The sequence below is a fragment of the Caballeronia sp. LZ019 genome (assembly GCF_031450825.1).
GTDB lineage: Bacteria > Pseudomonadota > Gammaproteobacteria > Burkholderiales > Burkholderiaceae > Caballeronia.
In genome coordinates, this window is sequence record NZ_JARTVZ010000005.1 from 390,003 (window position 1) to 409,973 (window position 19,971).

The following is a 19,971-nucleotide window of genomic DNA, read 5'->3' on the forward strand; positions in this document are numbered from 1 at the left end:
GCAGCGATGGCCGCCGCGCTTTAGCCGAGTTCCTTGACCAGCTCCGGCACGACCGAGAACAGATCTCCGACGAGACCGTAATCGGCCACGCTAAAGATGGGCGCTTCGGCGTCCTTGTTGATCGCGACGATCACCTTCGAATCTTTCATGCCGGCCAGGTGCTGGATCGCGCCCGAAATGCCGACCGCCACGTACAACTGCGGCGCGACGATCTTGCCCGTCTGACCCACTTGATAATCGTTCGGCACATAGCCCGCATCGACAGCTGCACGCGATGCGCCCAGCGCCGCGCCGAGCTTGTCCGCGAGCGGCTCGAGCACGTGCGTGTAGTTCTCGCCGCTGCCGAGACCCCGGCCGCCCGACACGATGGTCTGCGCGCTCGTCAGCTCCGGGCGATCCAGCTTCGTGATTTCGCGGCTCACGAACTGCGAGACGCCCGCATCGGCCGCGGCTTCGATCTTTTCGACCGACGCATTGCCGCCTTCCGCCGCGACCGCGTCGAAGCCCGTGCCGCGTACGGTGATGACCTTGATAGGATCGGTTGACTGCACCGTCGCGATTGCGTTGCCCGCGTAGATCGGGCGCTCGAAGGTATCGGCGCTGACGACAGCGGTGATGTCGCTGATCTGTGCGACATCCAGATGCGCTGCGATGCGCGGAGCGATGTTCTTGCCGTAGGCCGTAGCCGGGGCGACGATGTGCGAGTAATCCTTCGCGATGTTGAGCACCGTGCCTTCGACGTTCTCGGCCAGGCCCTCTGCCAGTTGAGGCGCATCGGCGAGCAGCACCTTCGACACGCCCGCGATCTTCGCCGCTGCGTCCGCCGCGCCTTGCGCGTTCGAACCCGCGACGAGCACATGCACGTCGCCGCCAATCTTGGCCGCTGCCGCGACCGTGTTCAACGTCGCCGATTTGATCGACGTGTTGTCGTGTTCCGCAATTACGAGAGTCGTCATCAGATCACCTTCGCTTCATTCTTCAGCTTCTGAACCAGCGTATTGACGTCGGGCACCATGACGCCCGCGCTGCGCTTCGGCGGCTCCACGACCTTCAGCGTCTTGAGACGCGGCGTGACATCCACGCCCAGATCGGCGGGCTTCACCGTCGTCAGCGGCTTCTTCTTCGCCTTCATGATGTTCGGCAGCGTCACATAACGCGGCTCGTTCAGACGCAGGTCCGTCGTGACGACGGCCGGCAGCTTCAGCGACAGCGTTTCCGCGCCGCCATCGACTTCACGCGCAACCGTGGCCTTGCCGTCGGCGATCGTCACCTTCGATGCGAACGTCGCTTGCGGCAGGCCCGCGAGTGCAGCGAGCATCTGGCCGGTCTGATTCGAATCGTCGTCGATGGCCTGCTTGCCCAGAATGACGAGTTCAGGCTTTTCCTGATCGACCAATGCCTTCAGAATCTTCGCCACCGCGAGCGGCTGCAGGTCTTCGGTGGATTCGACGAGAATGGCGCGATCCGCGCCGATGGCAAGCGCCGTGCGCAGCGTTTCCTGCGACTGCGTCACGCCGCACGACACGGCGATCACTTCCGTCGCCACGCCTGCTTCCTTCAGACGGACCGCCTCTTCCACGGCGATTTCATCGAACGGATTCATCGACATCTTCACGTTGGCGATATCGACGCCCGTGTTGTCCGACCTCACGCGCACCTTGACGTTGTAGTTGACCACGCGCTTGACTGGCACCAGAATTTTCATGCACACGCTCCAAAGTTACGATTACGTCAACCCAAGCTCATTATACGAGCGACACGATCGCGATTTCCCCCTCCAGTCGGGAGGGCCGGGTCAGCGTGCATCAGATTGGATGTAGGTTTCCGAGCTTTGTGCCCGATTTTATAGAACGGTCGTTCGATTAACATCCCAGAAAACCCGAACGACCGTCGCGAAGACTTACCAGGCAGCGATCACCGCGCCTGCATACTTGCCTTCGATGAACTGTTTCACTTCGGGCGAGTGATACGCCGCGACGAGCTTGCCGACCCACGGCCTGTCCTTGTCGGCCGCGCGAATTGCGATGATGTTCGCGTACGGACCGTGCGGATCTTCGATGGCGATTGCATCGGACTTCGGCTTCAGGCCCGCTTCCATTGCGAAGTTGGTGTTGATCGCGGCGGCATCGACGTCGGCGAGCGAGCGCGGAATCTGCGCGGCGTCCAGTTCGACGATCTTCAGCTTCTTCGGGTTGTTGACGATATCCAGCGGCGTCGCCTTCAGCCCCGCGTCGGCGCGCAGCTTGAGCAGCCCCTGCTTCTGCAGCAGCAGCAACGCGCGGCCGCCGTTGGTCGGATCGTTCGGCACCGCGATGCGCGCGCCGTTCGGCAACTGGCCGAGCGACTTGAGCTTCTTCGAATAAATGCCCATCGGGAACGTGACCGTATCGGCCACCTTGATGAGCTTGTAGCCTCGATCGCGCACCTGCGCATCCAGATACGGCTGATGCTGATAGCTGTTCGCGTCGAGATCGCCGGCGGCGAGCGCGGCGTTCGGCTGCACGTAGTCGGAGAACTCGATAACCGTGATCTTCAGCCCGTTCTTCGCGGCGACCTGCTTCACCACTTCCATCACCTGCGCGTGCGGGCCGCCCGTCACGCCGACCTTGATCGCGTTGTCATCGGCATGCGCTGCGCCGAACAGCGACGCCGCACCCAGGGCGGCTACGAACTTCAGAATGAATCGACGTTGCATCTGCTGACCTTTCTTTTCGATGGAGTTATTTATGGCTCAGACGGCGCACGAGCCAGTCGCCGAACGACTGCACGAGCTGCACGAACACGATGAGGATCACGACGACCGTGAGCATCACTTCAGGCAGGAAGCGTTGATAGCCGTAGCGGATGCCGAGATCGCCGAGACCGCCGCCGCCAATCGCGCCCGCCATCGCCGAATAGCCGACGAGCGACACGAACGTGATCGTCAGCCCCGCGACGACGCCCGGCAGCGCTTCCGGCAGCAGCACCTTGAACACGATCTGGCTCGTGGTCGCGCCCATCGCCTGGGCGGCTTCGATCAGGCCGCGATCCACTTCGCGCAGCGCCGTTTCGACGAGGCGCGCGATGAACGGCGCCGAAGCGATGGTAAGCGGCACGACCGCCGCCGCCGTGCCGATCGACGAACCGACAACGAGCCGCGTGAACGGAATCACCGCGACGAGCAGGATGATGAACGGCGTGGAGCGCACCGCATTCACGACGCCGCCGAGTACGCGATTCACGCCGATGTTCTGCAGCACGCCGTCGCGGTCGGTCAGGTAGAGCAGCACGCCGAGCGGCAGGCCGAGCGCCGCGCCGATGAGTCCCGAGATGCCGACCATGACCAGCGTCTCCCAGAACGACTGCACGAACATGTCGAACATTTCACTCAACATGGGAAAGCTCCTCCACCACGACGCCTTGTGCGCGCAAAAAGGCGATCGCTTCCGCGACCTTCACCGGCTGTCCGCCCGCGAGCACCGCGAGCGAGCCGAACGCCTGGCCTTGAATCTCGTCGATCTGGCCATGCAGGATGTTGAAATCGAGTTCGTAGCGGCGAATCGTCTCCGAGAGAATCGGCTGATCGACGCCGGAACCCGTGAAAGCGAGTCTCAGCAAATGCCCGCTGCCGGTCGAAAGACGCTCGGCAACGCGCGCCTTCAGGGCCGGCGGCAACTCGTGCGCGATGACATCGCCGATCAGCGCGCGCGTGACCTCATGACGCGGCTGCATGAAGACATCGACCACCTTGCCTTCTTCGACGACGCGCCCCGCATCGAGCACGGCCACGCGATCGCAGACCTGCTTGATGACTTCCATCTGGTGCGTGATCAGCACGATGGTCAGGCCCAGCTCGCGATTGATCTTGCGCAGCAGGTCGAGAATCGCGCGCGTCGTTTCCGGATCGAGCGCCGACGTGGCTTCGTCGGAGAGCAGCACGCTCGGCTTGCTCGCGAGCGCCCGCGCAATGCCCACGCGCTGCTTCTGGCCGCCGCTGATCTGCGCGGGATATTTGTCCTTGTGCTGCGTGAGGCCGACGAGTTCGAGCAGCGGCAGAACCGTCTCTTCGATTTCCGCGCGCTTCATGCCGGCGAGTTCGAGCGGCAGCGCGACGTTGCCGAACACCGTGCGCGACGACAGCAAATTGAAGTGCTGAAAGATCATGCCGATGTCGCGGCGCGCGGCGCGCAGGTCGTCCTTGCCGAGCGTGGTGAGATCGCGCCCGTCGACCACGACGCTGCCTTCGCTTGGCCGGGTCAGCAGGTTGATGGTGCGCACCAGCGTGCTCTTGCCCGCCCCGCTGCGCCCGATGATGCCGAAGATTTCGCTGGCGGGTATCGTCAGATTGACGTTATGCAGCGCTTCGACCCAGCCCCGGGGTCCCGCAAAGCGCTGCGAGAGGTTACGTATTTCGATCATGCGCCGGTCATGAAAAGGCAAACGGCGGAGGGCTTCGCCGGGTGAACGCACCCGCGCAGCCGGCCGCCGCTGGTTTTCTGCTGTTTTATGAGAGAAGCGATTTTACAGGACGGGCATCATTCTGTTTAATAATGAATTCCGATCGACTAATTACTGCTGGATATTTGACCGCTCATGGCAAGAAACGTCTATTCGACGAGCACCATTACGACGCGGCAAGGCGTCGATCTGTTTTTGCACCGCTGGCAACCGGCGCCGCCGAAGGAGCCGCAGGCGCGCATCGCGTTGCTGCACGGGTTGGGCGAACATGCGGGGCGTTATGACGCGCTCGCGCAGACGTTGAATGCGGCGGGCATCGAAGTGATCGCGCTCGACTTGCGCGGTCATGGCAAGTCGTCGGGTGAGCGCGCGTTCGTCCGCGTCTTCAACGACTATCTGAGCGATGCCGCCGTGCTGCTGGAAGCATGCGCCGCCACGCCGCCCGCCGATACGCCGCTCTTCCTGATGGGCCACAGCATGGGCGGCGCCATCGCGGCTTTATACGCAGCAGAACGCGCACAGGATGGGAAGCTCGCGGGCATGATCCTGTCGAGCCCCGCGCTGCGGCCGGGCAAGGAAATGCCGCGCTGGAAAGCGAAGCTGGGACGGATCATCGGCACGGTGTTGCCGCGCCGGCGCGCGTTCGAAATCGACCCGGCGTTGTTATCGCGTGCGCCGGGCGTCGTGGAGGCGTATCGGCGCGATCCGCTCGTGCATCACGGACCCATCGCCGCGCGCACCGCCGCGCAGATTCTTGCTGCGATGGAACGCATCGCGGCGAAACGCGCGGACATCGGATTGCCCTATCTGATCTTTCACGGCGCCGCCGACGCCATCTGCGATCCCTCAGGCAGCCGCGAGTTCGAAGCCAGCGCCGGTTCGACCGACGCCACCCTCGCGATCTACGAAGGCAGCTATCACGAGACGCTCAACGATCTTGAACGCGACCGCGTGATCCGCGCGCTGATCGACTGGACGCTGGTGCGCGCCGACTATGCGCGCAGCCGCTCCGCTTAAATCTCGGCGAGCGCCCGCAAGTGCGCGACGACGCTGCGCCCGAGCGCCGACAGGTTGTAGCCGCCTTCGAGACAACTCACGATGCGCCCTTGCGCGTGCCGCTTCGCCACGGCGCGAATCTGCTCGGTGATCCACGCGTAGTCGTCTTCGACGAGGCCCATGTTGCCGAGATCGTCCTCGCGATGGGCGTCGAAGCCGGCGGAGACGAACAGCATCTGCGGCTTGAATTCGTTCAGCCGCGGCAACCACACCAGATCGACGACTTCGCGCACGGCCATGCCCTTCGTACGCGCGGGCAACGGCACGTTCACCATGTTCGATGCGTGATTGTCCGCGCCGCTGAACGGATAGAACGGATGCTGGAAGAAGCTGCACATCAGCACGCGCGAATCGCCGGTGAAGGCGGCCTCCGTGCCGTTGCCGTGATGCACGTCGAAATCGATGACCGCGACGCGCTGCAGGCCATGCACTTCGAGCGCATGACGCGCGGCGATGGCGACGTTGTTGAAAAGGCAGAAGCCCATCGCCCGCGCGGGCTCCGCGTGATGCCCGGGAGGACGCACGCTGCAGAACGCGTTGTCGTAACGCCCTTCGATGACGGCGTCGGTTGCCGCGATGGCCGCGCCCGCGGCACGCAACGCCGCGCGATAGGACGCCGGACACATCGACGTATCCGGATCCAGTTCGCTTCGTCCCTGCTCGGGCGTGCGGCTCTTGATGTAATCGATGTGCGCCTGCGTATGCACGCGCGCGAGGTCGGTTTCCTCGGCGAGCGGCGCTTCCTCGCGCTCGATCAGGGAATCGATCCGGCTCGCGATGAGCTGGTCTTCGATCGCCTGCAGCCGCGCCGGGCACTCGGGATGCCACTGGCCGTTGTCATGCTGCAGGCAGTCGGGATGGGTATAGAAGCCGGTGGCCATGATGTCTCGCAGTGCCGTTGTCGTCGGCTCTCGTCTCGTGTTTTTTCGTCATACGCGATTCCCGCGCCGCGTATTTGGCGTTAAGTTACCACACCGTTCCGAACGGCCGCCTCCGGGGCGGGCATCGGCCTTGCGCGCGTGGGGCGTCGGTTATACTGCCCCGACGCCTCGACTGGCAAGCATCGTCGATGGTTCGTCGCAGGACGTTGCGTTCGGTTGAGAATCCTTCTATTAAGAACGGCGACGCGTCGCATAAAGCGCGCTCGAACATCCGGCATCGCCCCATATCGCCTCATCACGCACACTATGACTTTTCAGTTTGCCCCGCTCGACTCCACCTTCAGGCCGCTGACGCGCACGTTCATCGCATCCCTCTTTTGCGCGATCGGCGTGATGTCCGGCAACAGTGCCGTCGCGCAGTCGCAGCAGCCGCAAAGCGCCGCGCAAGGGCAAGTGTTCGAAGAAGAGATCGTGCCGCAGCGTTATGCGAACAACGCGAATGTCGATGCCTTCATCAACGACATGGTCGCGCGTTACGACTTCGATGCCGCGAAGCTGCACGACCTGTTCAATCACGTCAGCTATTCCGCGACGGCCGTGAAGCTCGTGCTGCCGTCGCCCACGCCCTCGACGAAGAACTGGCGCGTGTACCAGTCGCGCTTCATCGAGCCCATTCGCATCGACGCGGGCGTGAAATTCTGGCGCGCGAATCAGGCGACGCTGCAGCGCGCGTCCGCGCAGTTCGGCGTGCCGCCCGAGGTGATCGTCGGGATCATCGGCGTGGAAACCATCTATGGGCGATACATGGGCAACTTCCGCGCGCTCGATGCCCTCACCACGCTCACATTCGATTATCCGAACACGCCGAACCGGCTCGAGCGTCAGGCGACGTTCCGCAAGAATCTCGAAGACCTGCTCGTGTGGACCCGCGATTCGCAGATCGATCCGACCACCGTGCTCGGCTCGTACACCGGCGCAATCGGCATTCCGCAGTTTCTGCCGAGCAGCATCGTGCAATACGCGGTCGATTTCGACGGCAACAGCCGCATCGATCTGCGCACGAGCCAGGCCGATGCGATCGGCAGTGTCGCGAATTATCTGAAGCAGAACGGCTGGGAACCGGGCCGCCCGGTGGTCTGGCGCATTGCGGGCGACGAAGGCAGTCAGGGCATCGCGCAGGCCGCCGCCGACGGGCAGGCGGAGCCTCACTGGTCGCTCGCGCAGTTGACCAAGGCCGGCATGCTGATGGCGGAGCCGGGGTTGAATGTCGCGGCAGAAGCGGCGACGCCGCTGACGGTCGTCGATCTGCCGACGCCCGGCCGCGCAACCGAGTACACGCTCGGCCTCAAGAACTTTTATGTGCTCACGCGCTATAACCGCAGCTTCTTCTATGCGCTCGCGGTGTATCAGCTCGGCGAGGCGGTCAAGGCGCGCATGGCGGCGACGAGCGCCGGCCAGTAAGCGCAGATGCGACGCGCGGTTCGTCCGCGCGTCATCGGTCAGGCCGGGAAAACGCCCGTCGACAAATAACGATCACCACGGTCGCACACGACGAACACGATGGTCGAGTTCTCGACCTGACGCGCCACGCGCAGCGCTACTTCGCACGCGCCGCCCGACGAGATGCCGGCGAAGATGCCTTCGACCGATGCGAGCCGGCGTGCCATCGCTTCCGACGCGGCCTGGCTCACGCTTTCGGTGCGGTCCACGCGCGCGCGATCGAAGATCTTCGGCATGTACGCTTCCGGCCACTTGCGGATGCCCGGAATGCGCGATCCTTCCTCCGGCTGCGCCCCGACAATCTCGATTTTCTCGTTCTTCTCTTTCAGATACTTCGACACGCCCATGATCGTGCCCGTCGTGCCCATCGACGAGACGAAATGCGTGATGCGGCCTTCGGTCTGCTGCCAGAGTTCGGGACCGGTGGTCTCGTAGTGCGCGAGCGGATTATCGGGATTCGCGAACTGGTCGAGAATGATGCCCTTGCCGTCGCGCTGCATCTGGTCGGCGAGATCGCGGGCGTATTCCATGCCGCCCGTCACCGGCGTCAGAATGATCTGCGCGCCGTACGCGCCCATGCTTTGACGGCGTTCGATCGACAGATCTTCCGGCATGATCAGCACCATCTTGTAGCCGCGCACGGCGGCGGCCATCGCGAGCGCGATGCCCGTGTTGCCGCTCGTCGCTTCGATCAGCGTATCGCCCGGCCTGATGCGGCCGCGCTCTTCAGCTTTCCTGATCATCGACAAGGCTGGCCGGTCTTTCACCGACCCCGCCGGGTTGTTGCCCTCGAGCTTGCCCAGCACGACGTTGTTGCGGCTGCGGATTTCATCGTCCACGACGCGGACGAGTTGCACGAGCGGCGTGTTGCCGATCGTGTCTTCGATAGTCATGTAAGCCATAAACGGACCGGATGTCGAATCCCGCGGCGAACGCAGGGACCGCGTCCGGGGATTGTGATGTGGGAATGAATCGATTGTAGCCCACCGCTCTTTCAGATGCGTCGCGCCCCTCATAGGCCAATGGCTTCCTCGCGCACAGGCAAAAACCCGCGGCGAGGCAGACCGCGGGGAGCCCAAAACATCCGAAGGCTGAAGGAGCGTGATCAATGGAGCGCACCGGCGGCGAGGCTCCGCCGGGACGCCGCGCTGCTTACTTCTTCACGACGACAGGCTTCGAACCCGCCGACGACGCCACCGGCGTCGCGCTGACGTGATTGGCGCCGCCCGCGCTTGCGGCAGCGGTCTTCGGCGCGTTGCCGATGCTCAGGCCCTCCGCCTCCAGACGCTGCACCGTCTTGCCGCCCATGCCCTTCACGCGCGCGCTGAGGTCGGCCGCGTCCTTGAACGGGCCGTGCGCCTGCCGTTCATCGAGAATCGCTTTCGCCTTCGCCGGGCCGATGCCCTTGATGCCGCGCAGCGCATCGGTGTTGGCGGTGTTGACATCGACCGCCGCGAACGCCGAACCGATGGAAAGCGTCAGCGCGAACGCGACGATGGTAGAAAGTGCTTGCTTGAACATACTGGTCTCCAGAAGAACCGGCCGGCGAACAGTGCCGACCGCGAGACCCAGTGTAGAGAGACTGCGAACGCGTTTATAGCTGGCCGAATAGCCAACGCACGTAGCGATCGACGCCTTCCTGAACGGTCAGGAACGGCGCGTCGTAGCCGGCTTCGCGCAGGCGCGTCTGGTCGGCTTGCGTGAAGCATTGGTACTTGCCGCGCAGCGCGTCGGGGAACGGGATGTACTCGATAAGCCCGCGCTGCACGAGTTCGGCGAGCGACAGCGGCGCTTCGCCGTTCATCGCTCGCAGCGAATTCACGACCGTCGATGCGATGTCGTTGAACGGCTGCGCGCGCCCTGTGCCGAGATTAAAAATGCCCGACTTCTCCGGATGATCGAGGAAGTGCAGATTGACCTTCACCACGTCTTCGACGGACACGAAATCGCGGGTCTGCTCGCCCGCCGCATAGCCGTTGTACTCGCCGAAGAGTTTCACCTTGCCTTCGGAGCGGAACTGATTGAAGTTGTGGAACGCGACCGACGCCATGCGGCCTTTGTGCGTCTCACGCGGGCCGTACACGTTGAAGTACCGGAAGCCGACGATCTGACTGCCCGCCTTTGGCAAGACCTGGCGCACGATCTGATCGAACAGGAACTTCGAATAGCCGTAGACGTTGAGCGGCTTCTCGACTTCGCGATCTTCGACGAAGCGGCTCGAACCGCCATACGTCGCCGCCGACGACGCATACAGAAACTGCGCGCCCTGCTCGAGACAGATGTCCATCACGTCCCGGCTATAGCGGAAGTTGTTGTCCATCATGTAGCGGCCGTCGGTTTCCATCGTGTCCGAACAGGCGCCTTCATGAAACACCGCACGCACCCGGCCGAAATCGCCACGGCGAAAGCGCTCGACGAACTCGGTTTTATCGAGGTAATCGTCGATTTCGCAGTCGACCAGATTCTTGAATTTATCCGCGCGCGTGAGATTGTCCACCGCGATCACGCGGTTCTCGCCGCGCTCGTTGAGCGCCTTGACGATATTGCTGCCGATGAAGCCGGCCGCCCCGGTAACGATGAAGGTCATGGCGAAGTAGTCAGGTTGGGTCAGGCGAAGAGTTCGTTGTATTCGACGGTCGCCGTGCCGAGCTTGCCCACGACGATGCCCGCGGCGCGATTCGCATAGACGATGGAATCGACGAGGGGCACGCCCGCGCCGAGCATCGTTGCAACGGTTGCAATGACGGTGTCGCCCGCGCCCGATACATCATACACTTCGCGCGCTTCGGCCGAATTGTGCAACGTTTCGTTCGCGGTGAAGAGCGTCATGCCCTCTTCCGAACGCGTGAGCAACAGCGCACTCAGGTCCAGATCGGCGCGCAGCTTCGTCACCCGCTCGTGCAGGTCGTCTTCCGACTTCCACTGGCCGATCACCTCGCGCAACTCCGCGCGATTCGGCGTAATGAGCGTCGCGCCGCGATAGCGTTCCCAGTCGTCGCCCTTAGGATCGACGAGCACGGGTTTGCCGGCGGCCCGCGCGTCGCTGATCATCTGCGTGACGTGTGTGAGGCCGCCCTTGGCGTAATCGGACATCAGAATGACGTCGTGCTGCGGCAGCAGTTCCGTGAAGCGTTCCAGGCATGCACGCAGCACTTCGTGATTCGGCGTGTTCTCGAAATCGACGCGCAGCAGTTGCTGCTGGCGCGACAACACGCGTAGCTTGATGGTCGTGAGCAGTTCGGCATCGCGGGCGAGATGCCCCGTCACCCGGCTTTCACCGAGCAATTCGACGATGCGCTCGCCCGGTTCGTCATGCCCGACGACGCAAAGCAGGCCCGCCTGCGCGCCGAGCGCCGCCGCGTTGCGCGCGACGTTCGCCGCGCCGCCCAGGCGGTCTTCCTTCTTCTGCACATGCACGACCGGCACGGGCGCTTCCGGCGAGATGCGGTTCACATCGCCGAACCAGTACCGGTCGAGCATGACATCGCCGACCACCAGCACGCGCGCCGCAGAAATGCGGGCGCGCGGCACTACAGGGATATTCGCCGGATTACTGCCGGCTTCCATTGCCGTCGAGTTCGACATGGGGACGTCCTATTGCAAAATAATCGATGCCTAATTCAGCCATCGTTTCCGGTTCATACAGATTGCGGCCATCGAAGATCACCGGCATCTTCAGCTCGCTCTTCAAGTGCCCGAAGTCGGGGCTCTTGAATTCCTTCCATTCCGTCACGATGACGAGCGCGTCCGCGCCCGTCAACGCTTCCTGCTGCGTATTCACGAAGTGCAGCCGGTCCATGTCGCTCTTGCGATCGGCGAGATCGAGTGCGAACACGCGCTGCGCTTCCTGCATCGCTACCGGATCATACGCGCGCACGGTCGCGCCGCGTTCGAGCAGCGACGCAATCAGGCGACGGCTCGACGCCTCGCGCATGTCGTCGGTATTCGGCTTGAACGCGAGTCCCCACACGGCGAACGTGCGGCCGCGCAGATCTTCGCCCATGCGCCGGACGATCTTGTTGACGAGCACTTCCTTCTGCGCGTCGTTGACTGCCTCCACCGCTTCGAGAATCTGCAGCCGATGCCCGTTTTCCCGCGCGGTCTGCACGAGCGCCTGCACGTCCTTCGGGAAGCACGAGCCGCCATAACCGCAGCCCGCATACAGGAAGTGATAACCGATGCGCGGGTCCGAGCCAATGCCGCGCCGCACCGATTCGATATCGGCGTCGACGGCATCCGCGAGATTCGAGAGGTCGTTCATGAACGAAATGCGCGTCGCGAGCATCGCGTTGGCTGCGTATTTCGTGAACTCGGCGGAGCGCACGTCCATATAAAGCGTGCGTTCGTGATTGCGGTTGAACGGCGCGTAGAGGCGCTTCATCATTTCGCGCGCGCGGTTTCCCGCCTGGTCGTCGTCGATGCCGATCACGATGCGGTCCGGACGCATGAAATCGTCCACCGCCGCACCTTCTTTCAGGAACTCCGGGTTCGACACGACCGAGAAGCCGTGCTTGTCCGCGCCTTCGAGCCCGCGCGACTTCAGCTCTTCGTCGATGACGCGCTTGACTTGCAGCGCCGTGCCGACCGGCACCGTCGATTTATCGACGATCACCTTGAAGCCGTTCGAGTAGCGACCGATGTTGCGCGCCGCCGCCAGCACGTACTGCAGGTCCGCCGAGCCGTCTTCGTCGGGCGGCGTGCCGACCGCGATGAACTGGATGTCGCCGTGCTCGACGCTTGCCTTCACATCGGTGGAGAACTGGATGCGCCCTGCCGCGCGGCAGCGCTTGAGCATTTCCTGCAGGCCGGGCTCGTGAATCGGCACGCCGCCACTGTTCAGGATATCGATCTTGCGCGGATCGACATCGACGCAAAATACGTCATTGCCAATTTCAGCGAGACATGCGCCGGTCACCAGACCGACATAACCCGTACCCACGATGGTAACTTTCATAGCTCTCCGTTGGTTTCAATGGTGCCGGCCGTCACGGGCGTTCCAGATGAACACGCCCGCCATGCTGCAACTCAGGCCGAGCTCGTGATGGGTTCGACGCGTCGCGGCGCGTAAGTTTCCCAGCCGCTGCATCCGGGGCATTGCCAATAAAAAAGACGGGCGCGGAATCCACATGTTTGACACGTGTACCGCGGCAGATTCTTGGTGCGCTGTTTGACGAGCGTGCGCATGAGTTCCAGTTCGCCGCGGCGCGGCTCCTCGGCGGTCGCTTCCTGCGCTTCGAGCAGCCGCGTCATGCCGGCAAGATTCGGCGCGCTTTGCATCTGCCTGCGTGCGAGTGCGTGTGCCGCTTCCAGGCCGCGCAGTTCCTGGACATGCTTATAGGCGACATCGAGCAGATCGTTCGACGGATAGCGGCTCGCGTAATCGGTCAGCAGCTCGACGCCTTCGTCCTTGCGCCCGAGCGCGGCGTACGCCTTCATCAGCTTTTCGGCGACGAGCGGCAGATACGCCTCGTTCTGCGCTTCGACGCGCTTCCATCCGGCAATCGCGGCTTCGATATTGCCGGCGGCGGCTTCGACATCGCCCGCGAGGATGGTCGCGCGCACGTTGTCCGGATTCGATGCCAGCGCGAGTTTCAGCTCGGCGCGGGCATCGTCGAGATTCTTGCGCTGCAACGCTTCCTGCGCGAGCTCGCAGTGAAAATGCGCGATCTCCATATGCAGCGACGGCGCGCCCATCTTCTCGATGCGTTCCGCCGTCGCGATCGACTTCGGCCAGTCTTTCTCGATCTCGTAAATGGTCAGCAGCGCGCGCTGTGCGCCGAGCGAGTATTCGCCCGCATCCAGCGAGCGGAACGTTTCCTCGGCGCGATCGAGCAGACCCGCTTTCAGAAAATCTTGACCCAGTTCATACAGCGCGTGGTCGCGCTCGGCGACGGGAAGATCGGCGCGGCTCAACAGATTCTGATGCACGCGGATTGCGCGGTCCGTTTCCCCGCGCCGGCGAAACAGATTGCCGAGCGCGAAGTGCAATTCGATGGTTTCGGGGTCCAGCTTCGCGACTTCCACAAACGCGTCGATCGCCTTGTCGTGCTGCTCGTTGAGCAGGAAGTTCAGGCCGCGGAAATAGGAGCGCGGCAGATTCGCATTCTCCGACAGCAGCGTTTTCAGGTCGTAGCGCGACGCCATCCATCCGAGCGCGAAGGCCACGGGAATGACGAGCAGCCACCAGAAGTCTAGATCCATGCGAATGTGTGGTTGAGTCGGTTAGGTGTCTGCTGTTTGCGTGGCGGGAATGCGCTCATATGAGGGGCGGCATCGGCGGTTGCTCCTTGACGACCGGCGTTTCGCGCGCGACGCGCAACTCGCGCTTCAGACGCCCGTTTTCCATGCGCACGCGCAGCATCGCCGGGACGGCCGAAACGAGCCCTGCCAGCAAGCCTACGATGAAGAACGCGAGACCGATGAGGATCAGCGGCGCATCCCAGGCGTAGCCCGCAAGGAAATTCAGCGTCGCCGTCTGGGTATTGGCGAGCGCCAGCACGAGCAGCAGCACGAAGACCAGAACGCGGATCAGCCAGACGATGAATTTCATGTGGGGTCTCGCAAGAGCGGTTGCATCCCGCAGCCTTCCCGTCCGGTCGGCCTACGTGATTACCCGAGTCAAAGTGACCGGTATTGTAATGGATGCATCTGGCCGGGGACACCGAAGCACGGGTAAGGCTTTAGTAGGAATGTAAGAGTCTGTGTGCGCTAGCGAACGTCCGGACGGCGCTGCAGACCTCCACGGCGGTTTGCAGACGTAAAAAAAGCACCCCGAGGGGTGCTTTCTGGTCGATTGCCTCATGGCCGGACGTCACGACGATCGGCCTGTCCGCATGCGCGGGAGCCGTCGGCACCGATGCGCGCCGATCAGAGATCGTCCGCATCGTCGTCATTCGACGCCTTCAGCGGCTCACCGGCGCGGCCATCGACGCGTTCGCGCAACTCCTTGCCCGGCTTGAAGTGCGGCACGAATTTCTCCGGCACCAGCACTTTTTCACCCGACTTCGGATTGCGCCCGACGCGCGACGGACGGCGGTTGAGCCCGAAGCTGCCGAAGCCGCGAATCTCGATGCGGTGACCGTTGGCAAGCGCCTCCGACATCGCATCGAGCATCGTCTTCACTGCGAAATCCGCGTCCTTGAGGACAAGTTGCGGAAATCGCAGCGCCAACTGGGCGACCAATTCACTTTTGGTCATACTGCAGCAATGCCTTTAAGGCTTAGCTGTTCTGGCCGTCGAGCTTGGCCTTGAGCAGCGCGCCGAGGTTGGTCGTGCCGGTCGCGGCGGCGTTCGAATCCGAAGCTTGCAGACCGCGCATGGCTTCCTGCTGCTCCGCCGAATCCTTCGCCTTGATCGACAGGTTGATGCCGCGCGACTTGCGATCGATGTTGATGATCATCGCGTTGACCTTGTCGCCTTCCTTCAGCACGTTGCGCGCATCTTCCACGCGGTCCTGTGCGATTTCCGAAGCGCGGAGATAGCCTTCGATTTCGCCGGACAGCGTAACGACCGCACCCTTCGGATCGACCGACTTCACGACGCCGTTGACAATCGCGCCCTTGTCGTTGATCGCGACGAAGTTGCTGAACGGATCGCCTTCGAGCTGCTTGATGCCGAGCGAAATGCGCTCCTTCTCGACGTCGATGCCCAGAACCACGGCTTCGACTTCGTCGCCCTTCTTGTACTTGCGGACGGCTTCTTCGCCGGTTTCCGACCACGACAGGTCCGACAGGTGAACCAGACCGTCGATACCGCCAGGCAGACCGATGAACACGCCGAAGTCGGTGATCGACTTGATGGCGCCGCTGATCTTGTCGCCCTTCTTGAAGTTGCGGCTGAAGTCATCCCACGGATTCGGCTTGCACTGCTTCATGCCGAGGGAGATACGGCGGCGGTCTTCGTCGATTTCGAGAACCATGACTTCGACTTCGTCACCGAGTTGCACGACCTTCGACGGCGCAACGTTCTTGTTGGTCCAGTCCATTTCCGACACGTGGACGAGGCCTTCGATGCCCGATTCCACTTCGACGAATGCGCCGTAGTCGGTGATGTTCGTAACCTTGCCGAACAGGCGCGTGCCCGACGGGTAACGGCGCGAGATGCCTTCCCACGGATCGTCGCCCAGTTGCTTGATGCCGAGCGAAACGCGGTTCTTCTCTTGGTCGAACTTGAGGATCTTGGCCGTGACTTCCTGGCCGACCGACAGCACTTCCGACGGGTGACGCACGCGACGCCATGCGATGTCGGTGATGTGCAGCAGGCCGTCGATGCCGCCGAGGTCCACGAACGCGCCGTAGTCGGTGATGTTCTTGACCACGCCTTCGACGATCGCGCCTTCCTTCAGCGTCTCGAGCAGCTTGGCGCGCTCTTCGCCTTGCGTTGCCTCGATGACAGCGCGGCGCGACAGCACGACGTTGTTACGCTTGCGGTCCAGCTTGATCACGCGGAATTCGAGCGTCTTGCCTTCGTACGGCGTCGTGTCCTTGACGGGACGCGTGTTGACGAGCGAACCCGGCAGGAACGCGCGGATGCCGTTGACCATCACGGTCATGCCGCCCTTCACCTTGCCGGTGATGGTGCCGGTGACGAGTTCGTTGTTGTCCAGCGCCTTTTCCAGCGACAGCCACGAAGCGAGGCGCTTCGCCTTGTCGCGCGACAGGATGGTGTCGCCATAGCCGTTTTCCAGCGCGTCGATCGCGACGGAAACGAAGTCGCCCGCCTGCACTTCCACTTCACCCGCGTCGTTCAGGAATTCTTCGAGCGGAATATAGGCTTCGGACTTGAGACCAGCATTCACGACCACGAAGTTGTGGTTGACACGCACGACTTCGGCGGAGATCACTTCGCCGGCGCGCATGTCCTGCTTGGTCAGCGACTCTTCGAACAGAGCCGCGAAAGATTCGGTATTCGGGGTGGAGGTTTGCAGGTCGGACATAAAAATCGATGTTTGCACAGCCTTGGCGCGGTGGCCTCAATGGCCCGGGAAAGCCGGACGCTGGACCGGTAAGTGCGCGAAGCCGCACGGGGTTAAGGGGTTTAACACACGCTCCGCTTCTGACGGAGCACCAAACTTCCGGCGACGCCGGATTACTGCTTTCACGACTTTCCTTACTGAACGCGAATTTCGCCGTACCAGCCGATGATCTGCTCGACCGCCTGGTCGATGGAAAGACTCGACGTGTCCAGCGTCTTCGCGTCCGCTGCGGGCTTGAGCGGCGCGGCCGCACGGTTGGTGTCCCGGGCGTCGCGTTCGCGCAAATCGCGCAGCAAGTCATCCATATTAGCAGAAAAGCCTTTTTGCATCAATTGCTTATAGCGCCTCGCCGCGCGCGCCTCGACGCTCGCGGTAAGAAAGACCTTAAGCGTGCCGTCGGGGAAGATGACGGTGCCCATGTCGCGGCCGTCGGCGACGAGGCCCGGGCGCTTCCGAAACGCCCGCTGGCGCGCGACGAGCGCCTGCCGCACCGCCGGGTGAACCGCAATCGAAGAAGCTCGATTGCCGACCTCTTCCGCCCGGATTTCAGTCGAAACGTCGACGCCGTCGAGCTGCGCCAAGCCCTCCCGGAACGTGATATGCAGGTCGTCAACAAGTGTCGCAAGCGCGCCGGCGTCGCCCTGATCGATGTCATAGCGGATGCTCGCCAGCGCCGCGAGCCGGTAGAGCGCGCCGCTGTCGAGCAGGTGGAAGCCGAGCGTGGCCGCGACGAGCGCCGCGACGGTCCCTTTGCCCGACGCCGTCGGCCCGTCGATGGTGATAACTGGAATGGGGTCGAATGGGCGAGTCGGTTTCATTGCGTGTGGCCGTTACGGCCGGTCGTTACGGTGTGAATCGAAGGCATTGCGCGGCTCACGTCCGGGTGAGCGTCGCGAAACGGTCGAAATAGTCGGGGAACGTCTTGTTGACGCACTTCGGATCGTTGATGCGCACCGGCACGCCGCCCAGGCTGACCAGCGAGAAGCACATCGCCATGCGGTGATCGTCGTAAGTGTCGATCGCCGCGTTGCCGTTGAGCCGCGCGGGCGGCGTGACGACGAGGTAATCCGCGCCCTCTTCCACCGTCGCACCGACCTTGCGCAGTTCCGTCGCCATCGCGGCGATGCGGTCCGTTTCCTTCACGCGCCAGCTCGCGATGTTGCGCAGCGTCGTGGTGCCGCTCGCGAACAGCGCAGCCACCGCGATGGTCATCGCGGCGTCGGGAATCAGATTGAAGTCCATGTCGATGGGGGCGAGCTTGCCGTCTTCCGATTCGACGCCGCGCACTTCGATCCAGTCGTCGCCCATCATCACGTTCGCGCCCATGCGATTGAGCGCATCCGCGAAGCCCACGTCGCCCTGGATGCTCGACCGTCCGACGCCTTCGACGCGCACCGGCCCGTGGCCGATCGCGCCCGCCGCGAGAAAATACGACGCCGACGACGCATCGCCTTCGACCATGATCGCGCCCGGCGACCGGTAAGCCGCGCCCGCCGGGACGGTGAAGCGCGCCCAGCCGTCGCGTTCGACCGCCACGCCGAAGCGTTCCATCAGCCGGATCGTGATGTCGATGTACGGCTTCGAGATCAGCTCGCCTTCCACTTCGATGGTGACCGGGCCGCTGCCGCCTTCGATCACGGGCAGGCTCATCAGGAGCGCGGTGAGAAACTGGCTCGACACGTCCCCGCGCACGCGGATCGGCTTGTCGACGGCGATCTTCGATGCGTGAATCCGGAGGGGCGGGAAGCCGTCGTTCTGCTCGTAGTCGATCGACGCCCCGATCTGACGCAAGCCGTTGAACGAGATCGCCGATCGGCCGCTCGTGCATGCGCGGCACGCCATGCACGCGATATTCCCCGCCGTTGACCGCCAGCGCCGCCGTGAGCGGGCGCACCGCCGTGCCAGCGTTGCCGAGAAACAGTTCTGCCGATTTCGTCGGAAACGCGCCGCCGGTCCCGGTCACGATGACGCGTTCGCCATCGCGCTTCAGCCCGACGCCGAGCGCTTCCAGCGCGGCAAGCATCACGCGCGTATCGTCGGAATCGAGCAGATTGGTGATGGCGGTTTCGCCCGCCGACAGCGCCGCGAGCAGCAGCACGCGGTTCGAGATGCTCTTCGAGCCGGGCAGCCGCACCGTGCCGGACGCGCGAGCGAAAGGTCCGAGATCGAGATGTTCCATGGTGTGTCCTTATTTCGCGGCGTTATCGCCGGGAATCCTGATGCCGCCGCGTTCCTGCCATTCCTGGCGCGCGACGCGCGAGCGCGCAAACGCCGCTTCGAGCGCAGCGCCGTCCGATGCGTCGATGGCCGCCCGAAACCGCGCGAGCACATCGGTGTAGGCGTCAAGTTCGGCGAGCAGCGCGGTCCGGTTCGCGATGCAGACGTCGCGCCACATTTCCGGGCTGGACGCTGCGATGCGCGTGAAGTCGCGGAAACCGCCCGCCGCGAACGAGAATTTCAACTGCGCGTCGGGCGCTTCGAGAATCTGCTCGACGAGCGCAAATGACAGCACGTGCGGCAGATGGCTCACCGACGCAAACACGCGATCGTGCTGCGCCTCGCTCATCCGATGCACGGCGGCCCCGGTTGCCCGCCACATCGCCACGATCCGTTCGACGGCTTCCGGCGCGTTCTCTTCGAGCGGACACAGCACCACGTTGCGATCGACGTAAAGCTCGGACAGCGCGGCGTCGACGCCGCTCGATTCGCGCCCGGCGATCGGATGTCCCGGCACGAATTGCGCGATGCGCGCGCCGAGCGCCGAGCGCGCCGCGGCGACGACATCGCTCTTAGTGCTGCCGGCGTCGGTCACGACGGTCCGCCCGTCGAGAAACGGCGCAATGCGTGCGAGCAGCGGCTCCGTCTGCGCGACCGGCGCGGCCAGCAGAACGACGTCCGCGCCTTCGAGGGCGCGGGCGAGCGCGGCGTCATCGTCGCACGCGGCGGCTTCATCGATCACGCCGAGTTCGAGCGCGCGCGCCACCGACTGCGCCGAACGCCCGACGCCGACGACGCGCCCGCGAAGCCCCGCGCGTTCGCGCAGGGCGCGCGCCAGCGACCCGCCGATCAGGCCGACACCGAAGATAACCAGTTTGTTGAAAGTGAACGCGGTCACGGAGCACC

19 protein-coding genes and 1 pseudogene are annotated in these 19,971 nt (G+C 63.6%); 2 read left to right on the top strand and 18 right to left on the bottom strand.

From position 1 onward, the window contains the following. Positions 1-20: 20 nt before the first annotated feature. The 5 genes from P9255_RS15265 to P9255_RS15285 all read right to left on the bottom strand — a co-directional run bounded on the left by P9255_RS15265 (position 21) and on the right by P9255_RS15285 (position 4,398). Entirely contained in the window at positions 21-956 is a 936-nt protein-coding gene (locus P9255_RS15265) for an FAD-binding protein (RefSeq protein ID WP_309764327.1), read from the bottom strand. Then, positions 956-1,705, bottom strand: coding sequence for an electron transfer flavoprotein subunit beta/FixA family protein (locus P9255_RS15270; protein WP_309789980.1), 750 nt, complete (start codon positions 1,703-1,705; stop codon positions 956-958). Before P9255_RS15270 ends, P9255_RS15265 begins: the two co-directional genes overlap by 1 nt. Before the next feature lie 195 nt (positions 1,706-1,900). Then, positions 1,901-2,695: a MetQ/NlpA family ABC transporter substrate-binding protein gene (locus P9255_RS15275; protein WP_309789981.1), complete on the bottom strand. Its 795-nt coding sequence runs from the start codon at positions 2,693-2,695 to the stop codon at positions 1,901-1,903. A 25-nt stretch (positions 2,696-2,720) separates the two neighbouring features. Continuing rightward, on the bottom strand, positions 2,721-3,374 hold the full coding sequence (locus P9255_RS15280; RefSeq protein WP_309789982.1) for a methionine ABC transporter permease: 654 nt from the start codon (positions 3,372-3,374) through the stop codon (positions 2,721-2,723). After that, complete coding sequence (locus P9255_RS15285) at positions 3,364-4,398, bottom strand: methionine ABC transporter ATP-binding protein (protein ID WP_309764324.1); 1,035 nt, start codon at positions 4,396-4,398, stop codon at positions 3,364-3,366. The genes P9255_RS15280 and P9255_RS15285 overlap by 11 nt, the downstream gene beginning before the upstream one ends. 174 nt (positions 4,399-4,572) lie before the next feature. Here P9255_RS15285 and P9255_RS15290 point away from each other — a divergent pair, with 174 nt between their 5' ends. Next, positions 4,573-5,454, top strand: coding sequence for an alpha/beta hydrolase (locus tag P9255_RS15290; protein ID WP_309764323.1), 882 nt, complete (start codon positions 4,573-4,575; stop codon positions 5,452-5,454). Here P9255_RS15290 and P9255_RS15295 read toward each other — a convergent pair. Next, positions 5,451-6,374: a histone deacetylase family protein gene (locus P9255_RS15295; protein ID WP_309764322.1), complete on the bottom strand. Its 924-nt coding sequence runs from the start codon at positions 6,372-6,374 to the stop codon at positions 5,451-5,453. The genes P9255_RS15290 and P9255_RS15295 overlap by 4 nt on opposite strands. 306 nt (positions 6,375-6,680) lie before the next feature. On the opposite strand from P9255_RS15295, the gene mltB reads away from it, so the two are divergent. Further along, a complete protein-coding gene (gene mltB / locus P9255_RS15300) occupies positions 6,681-7,835 on the top strand; it encodes a lytic murein transglycosylase B (protein WP_309764321.1) in 1,155 nt (384 codons plus the stop codon). A 38-nt stretch (positions 7,836-7,873) separates the two neighbouring features. Here mltB and cysM read toward each other — a convergent pair whose 3' ends face one another. The 12 genes and pseudogenes from cysM to P9255_RS15360 all read right to left on the bottom strand — a co-directional run bounded on the left by cysM (position 7,874) and on the right by P9255_RS15360 (position 19,963). Further along, complete coding sequence (gene cysM / locus P9255_RS15305) at positions 7,874-8,776, bottom strand: cysteine synthase CysM (protein WP_309789983.1); 903 nt, start codon at positions 8,774-8,776, stop codon at positions 7,874-7,876. A gap of 250 nt (positions 8,777-9,026) precedes the next feature. Further along, positions 9,027-9,395 carry a helix-hairpin-helix domain-containing protein gene (locus tag P9255_RS15310; RefSeq protein ID WP_309764319.1) on the bottom strand — a complete coding sequence of 123 codons (369 nt, stop codon included), beginning with the start codon at positions 9,393-9,395 and terminating at the stop codon, positions 9,027-9,029. Positions 9,396-9,468: 73 nt separating this feature from the next. Beyond that, positions 9,469-10,461: an ADP-glyceromanno-heptose 6-epimerase gene (gene rfaD, locus P9255_RS15315; RefSeq protein ID WP_309764318.1), complete on the bottom strand. Its 993-nt coding sequence runs from the start codon at positions 10,459-10,461 to the stop codon at positions 9,469-9,471. A 20-nt stretch (positions 10,462-10,481) separates the two neighbouring features. Beyond that, on the bottom strand, positions 10,482-11,459 hold the full coding sequence (rfaE1, locus tag P9255_RS15320; protein WP_309764317.1) for a D-glycero-beta-D-manno-heptose-7-phosphate kinase: 978 nt from the start codon (positions 11,457-11,459) through the stop codon (positions 10,482-10,484). Beyond that, complete coding sequence (locus P9255_RS15325; RefSeq protein WP_309764316.1) at positions 11,425-12,828, bottom strand: UDP-glucose/GDP-mannose dehydrogenase family protein; 1,404 nt, start codon at positions 12,826-12,828, stop codon at positions 11,425-11,427. The genes rfaE1 and P9255_RS15325 overlap by 35 nt, the downstream gene beginning before the upstream one ends. A gap of 71 nt (positions 12,829-12,899) precedes the next feature. Beyond that, entirely contained in the window at positions 12,900-14,075 is a 1,176-nt protein-coding gene (gene lapB / locus P9255_RS15330) for a lipopolysaccharide assembly protein LapB (protein WP_309789984.1), read from the bottom strand. Between the two features lie 55 nt (positions 14,076-14,130). Continuing rightward, a complete protein-coding gene (locus tag P9255_RS15335) occupies positions 14,131-14,424 on the bottom strand; it encodes a LapA family protein (protein ID WP_309764315.1) in 294 nt (97 codons plus the stop codon). A 317-nt stretch (positions 14,425-14,741) separates the two neighbouring features. Next, on the bottom strand, positions 14,742-15,071 hold the full coding sequence (locus P9255_RS15340; protein ID WP_035959682.1) for an integration host factor subunit beta: 330 nt from the start codon (positions 15,069-15,071) through the stop codon (positions 14,742-14,744). Between the two features lie 22 nt (positions 15,072-15,093). Further along, positions 15,094-16,827 carry a 30S ribosomal protein S1 gene (rpsA, locus tag P9255_RS15345; RefSeq protein WP_309789985.1) on the bottom strand — a complete coding sequence of 578 codons (1,734 nt, stop codon included), beginning with the start codon at positions 16,825-16,827 and terminating at the stop codon, positions 15,094-15,096. 155 nt (positions 16,828-16,982) lie between these two features. Beyond that, positions 16,983-17,666, bottom strand: a complete 684-nt coding sequence (gene cmk / locus P9255_RS15350) for a (d)CMP kinase (RefSeq protein ID WP_309764313.1) — start codon at positions 17,664-17,666, stop codon at positions 16,983-16,985. Positions 17,667-17,721: 55 nt separating this feature from the next. Beyond that, positions 17,722-19,027, bottom strand: a pseudogene (gene aroA, locus P9255_RS15355) (3-phosphoshikimate 1-carboxyvinyltransferase). A 9-nt stretch (positions 19,028-19,036) separates the two neighbouring features. Beyond that, the gene (locus tag P9255_RS15360) at positions 19,037-19,963 is read right to left on the bottom strand and encodes a prephenate dehydrogenase/arogenate dehydrogenase family protein (RefSeq protein WP_309764311.1); all 927 of its coding nucleotides are present in this window, start codon (positions 19,961-19,963) and stop codon (positions 19,037-19,039) included. Positions 19,964-19,971 lie beyond the last annotated feature (8 nt).

Excerpts from the sequence above, each read along its gene's own strand:
- P9255_RS15265 (WP_309764327.1), bottom strand. The coding sequence starts at position 956 with ATGACGACTCTCGTAATTGCGGAACACGACAACACGTCGATCAAATCG.
- P9255_RS15270 (WP_309789980.1), bottom strand. The coding sequence starts at position 1,705 with ATGAAAATTCTGGTGCCAGTCAAGCGCGTGGTCAACTACAACGTCAAG.
- P9255_RS15275 (WP_309789981.1), bottom strand. The coding sequence starts at position 2,695 with ATGCAACGTCGATTCATTCTGAAGTTCGTAGCCGCCCTGGGTGCGGCG.
- P9255_RS15280 (WP_309789982.1), bottom strand. The coding sequence starts at position 3,374 with ATGTTGAGTGAAATGTTCGACATGTTCGTGCAGTCGTTCTGGGAGACG.
- P9255_RS15285 (WP_309764324.1), bottom strand. The coding sequence starts at position 4,398 with ATGATCGAAATACGTAACCTCTCGCAGCGCTTTGCGGGACCCCGGGGC.
- P9255_RS15290 (WP_309764323.1), top strand. The coding sequence starts at position 4,573 with ATGGCAAGAAACGTCTATTCGACGAGCACCATTACGACGCGGCAAGGC.
- P9255_RS15295 (WP_309764322.1), bottom strand. The coding sequence starts at position 6,374 with ATGGCCACCGGCTTCTATACCCATCCCGACTGCCTGCAGCATGACAAC.
- mltB (WP_309764321.1), top strand. The coding sequence starts at position 6,681 with ATGACTTTTCAGTTTGCCCCGCTCGACTCCACCTTCAGGCCGCTGACG.
- cysM (WP_309789983.1), bottom strand. The coding sequence starts at position 8,776 with ATGGCTTACATGACTATCGAAGACACGATCGGCAACACGCCGCTCGTG.
- P9255_RS15310 (WP_309764319.1), bottom strand. The coding sequence starts at position 9,395 with ATGTTCAAGCAAGCACTTTCTACCATCGTCGCGTTCGCGCTGACGCTT.
- rfaD (WP_309764318.1), bottom strand. The coding sequence starts at position 10,461 with ATGACCTTCATCGTTACCGGGGCGGCCGGCTTCATCGGCAGCAATATC.
- rfaE1 (WP_309764317.1), bottom strand. The coding sequence starts at position 11,459 with ATGTCGAACTCGACGGCAATGGAAGCCGGCAGTAATCCGGCGAATATC.
- P9255_RS15325 (WP_309764316.1), bottom strand. The coding sequence starts at position 12,828 with ATGAAAGTTACCATCGTGGGTACGGGTTATGTCGGTCTGGTGACCGGC.
- lapB (WP_309789984.1), bottom strand. The coding sequence starts at position 14,075 with ATGGATCTAGACTTCTGGTGGCTGCTCGTCATTCCCGTGGCCTTCGCG.
- P9255_RS15335 (WP_309764315.1), bottom strand. The coding sequence starts at position 14,424 with ATGAAATTCATCGTCTGGCTGATCCGCGTTCTGGTCTTCGTGCTGCTG.
- P9255_RS15340 (WP_035959682.1), bottom strand. The coding sequence starts at position 15,071 with ATGACCAAAAGTGAATTGGTCGCCCAGTTGGCGCTGCGATTTCCGCAA.
- cmk (WP_309764313.1), bottom strand. The coding sequence starts at position 17,666 with ATGAAACCGACTCGCCCATTCGACCCCATTCCAGTTATCACCATCGAC.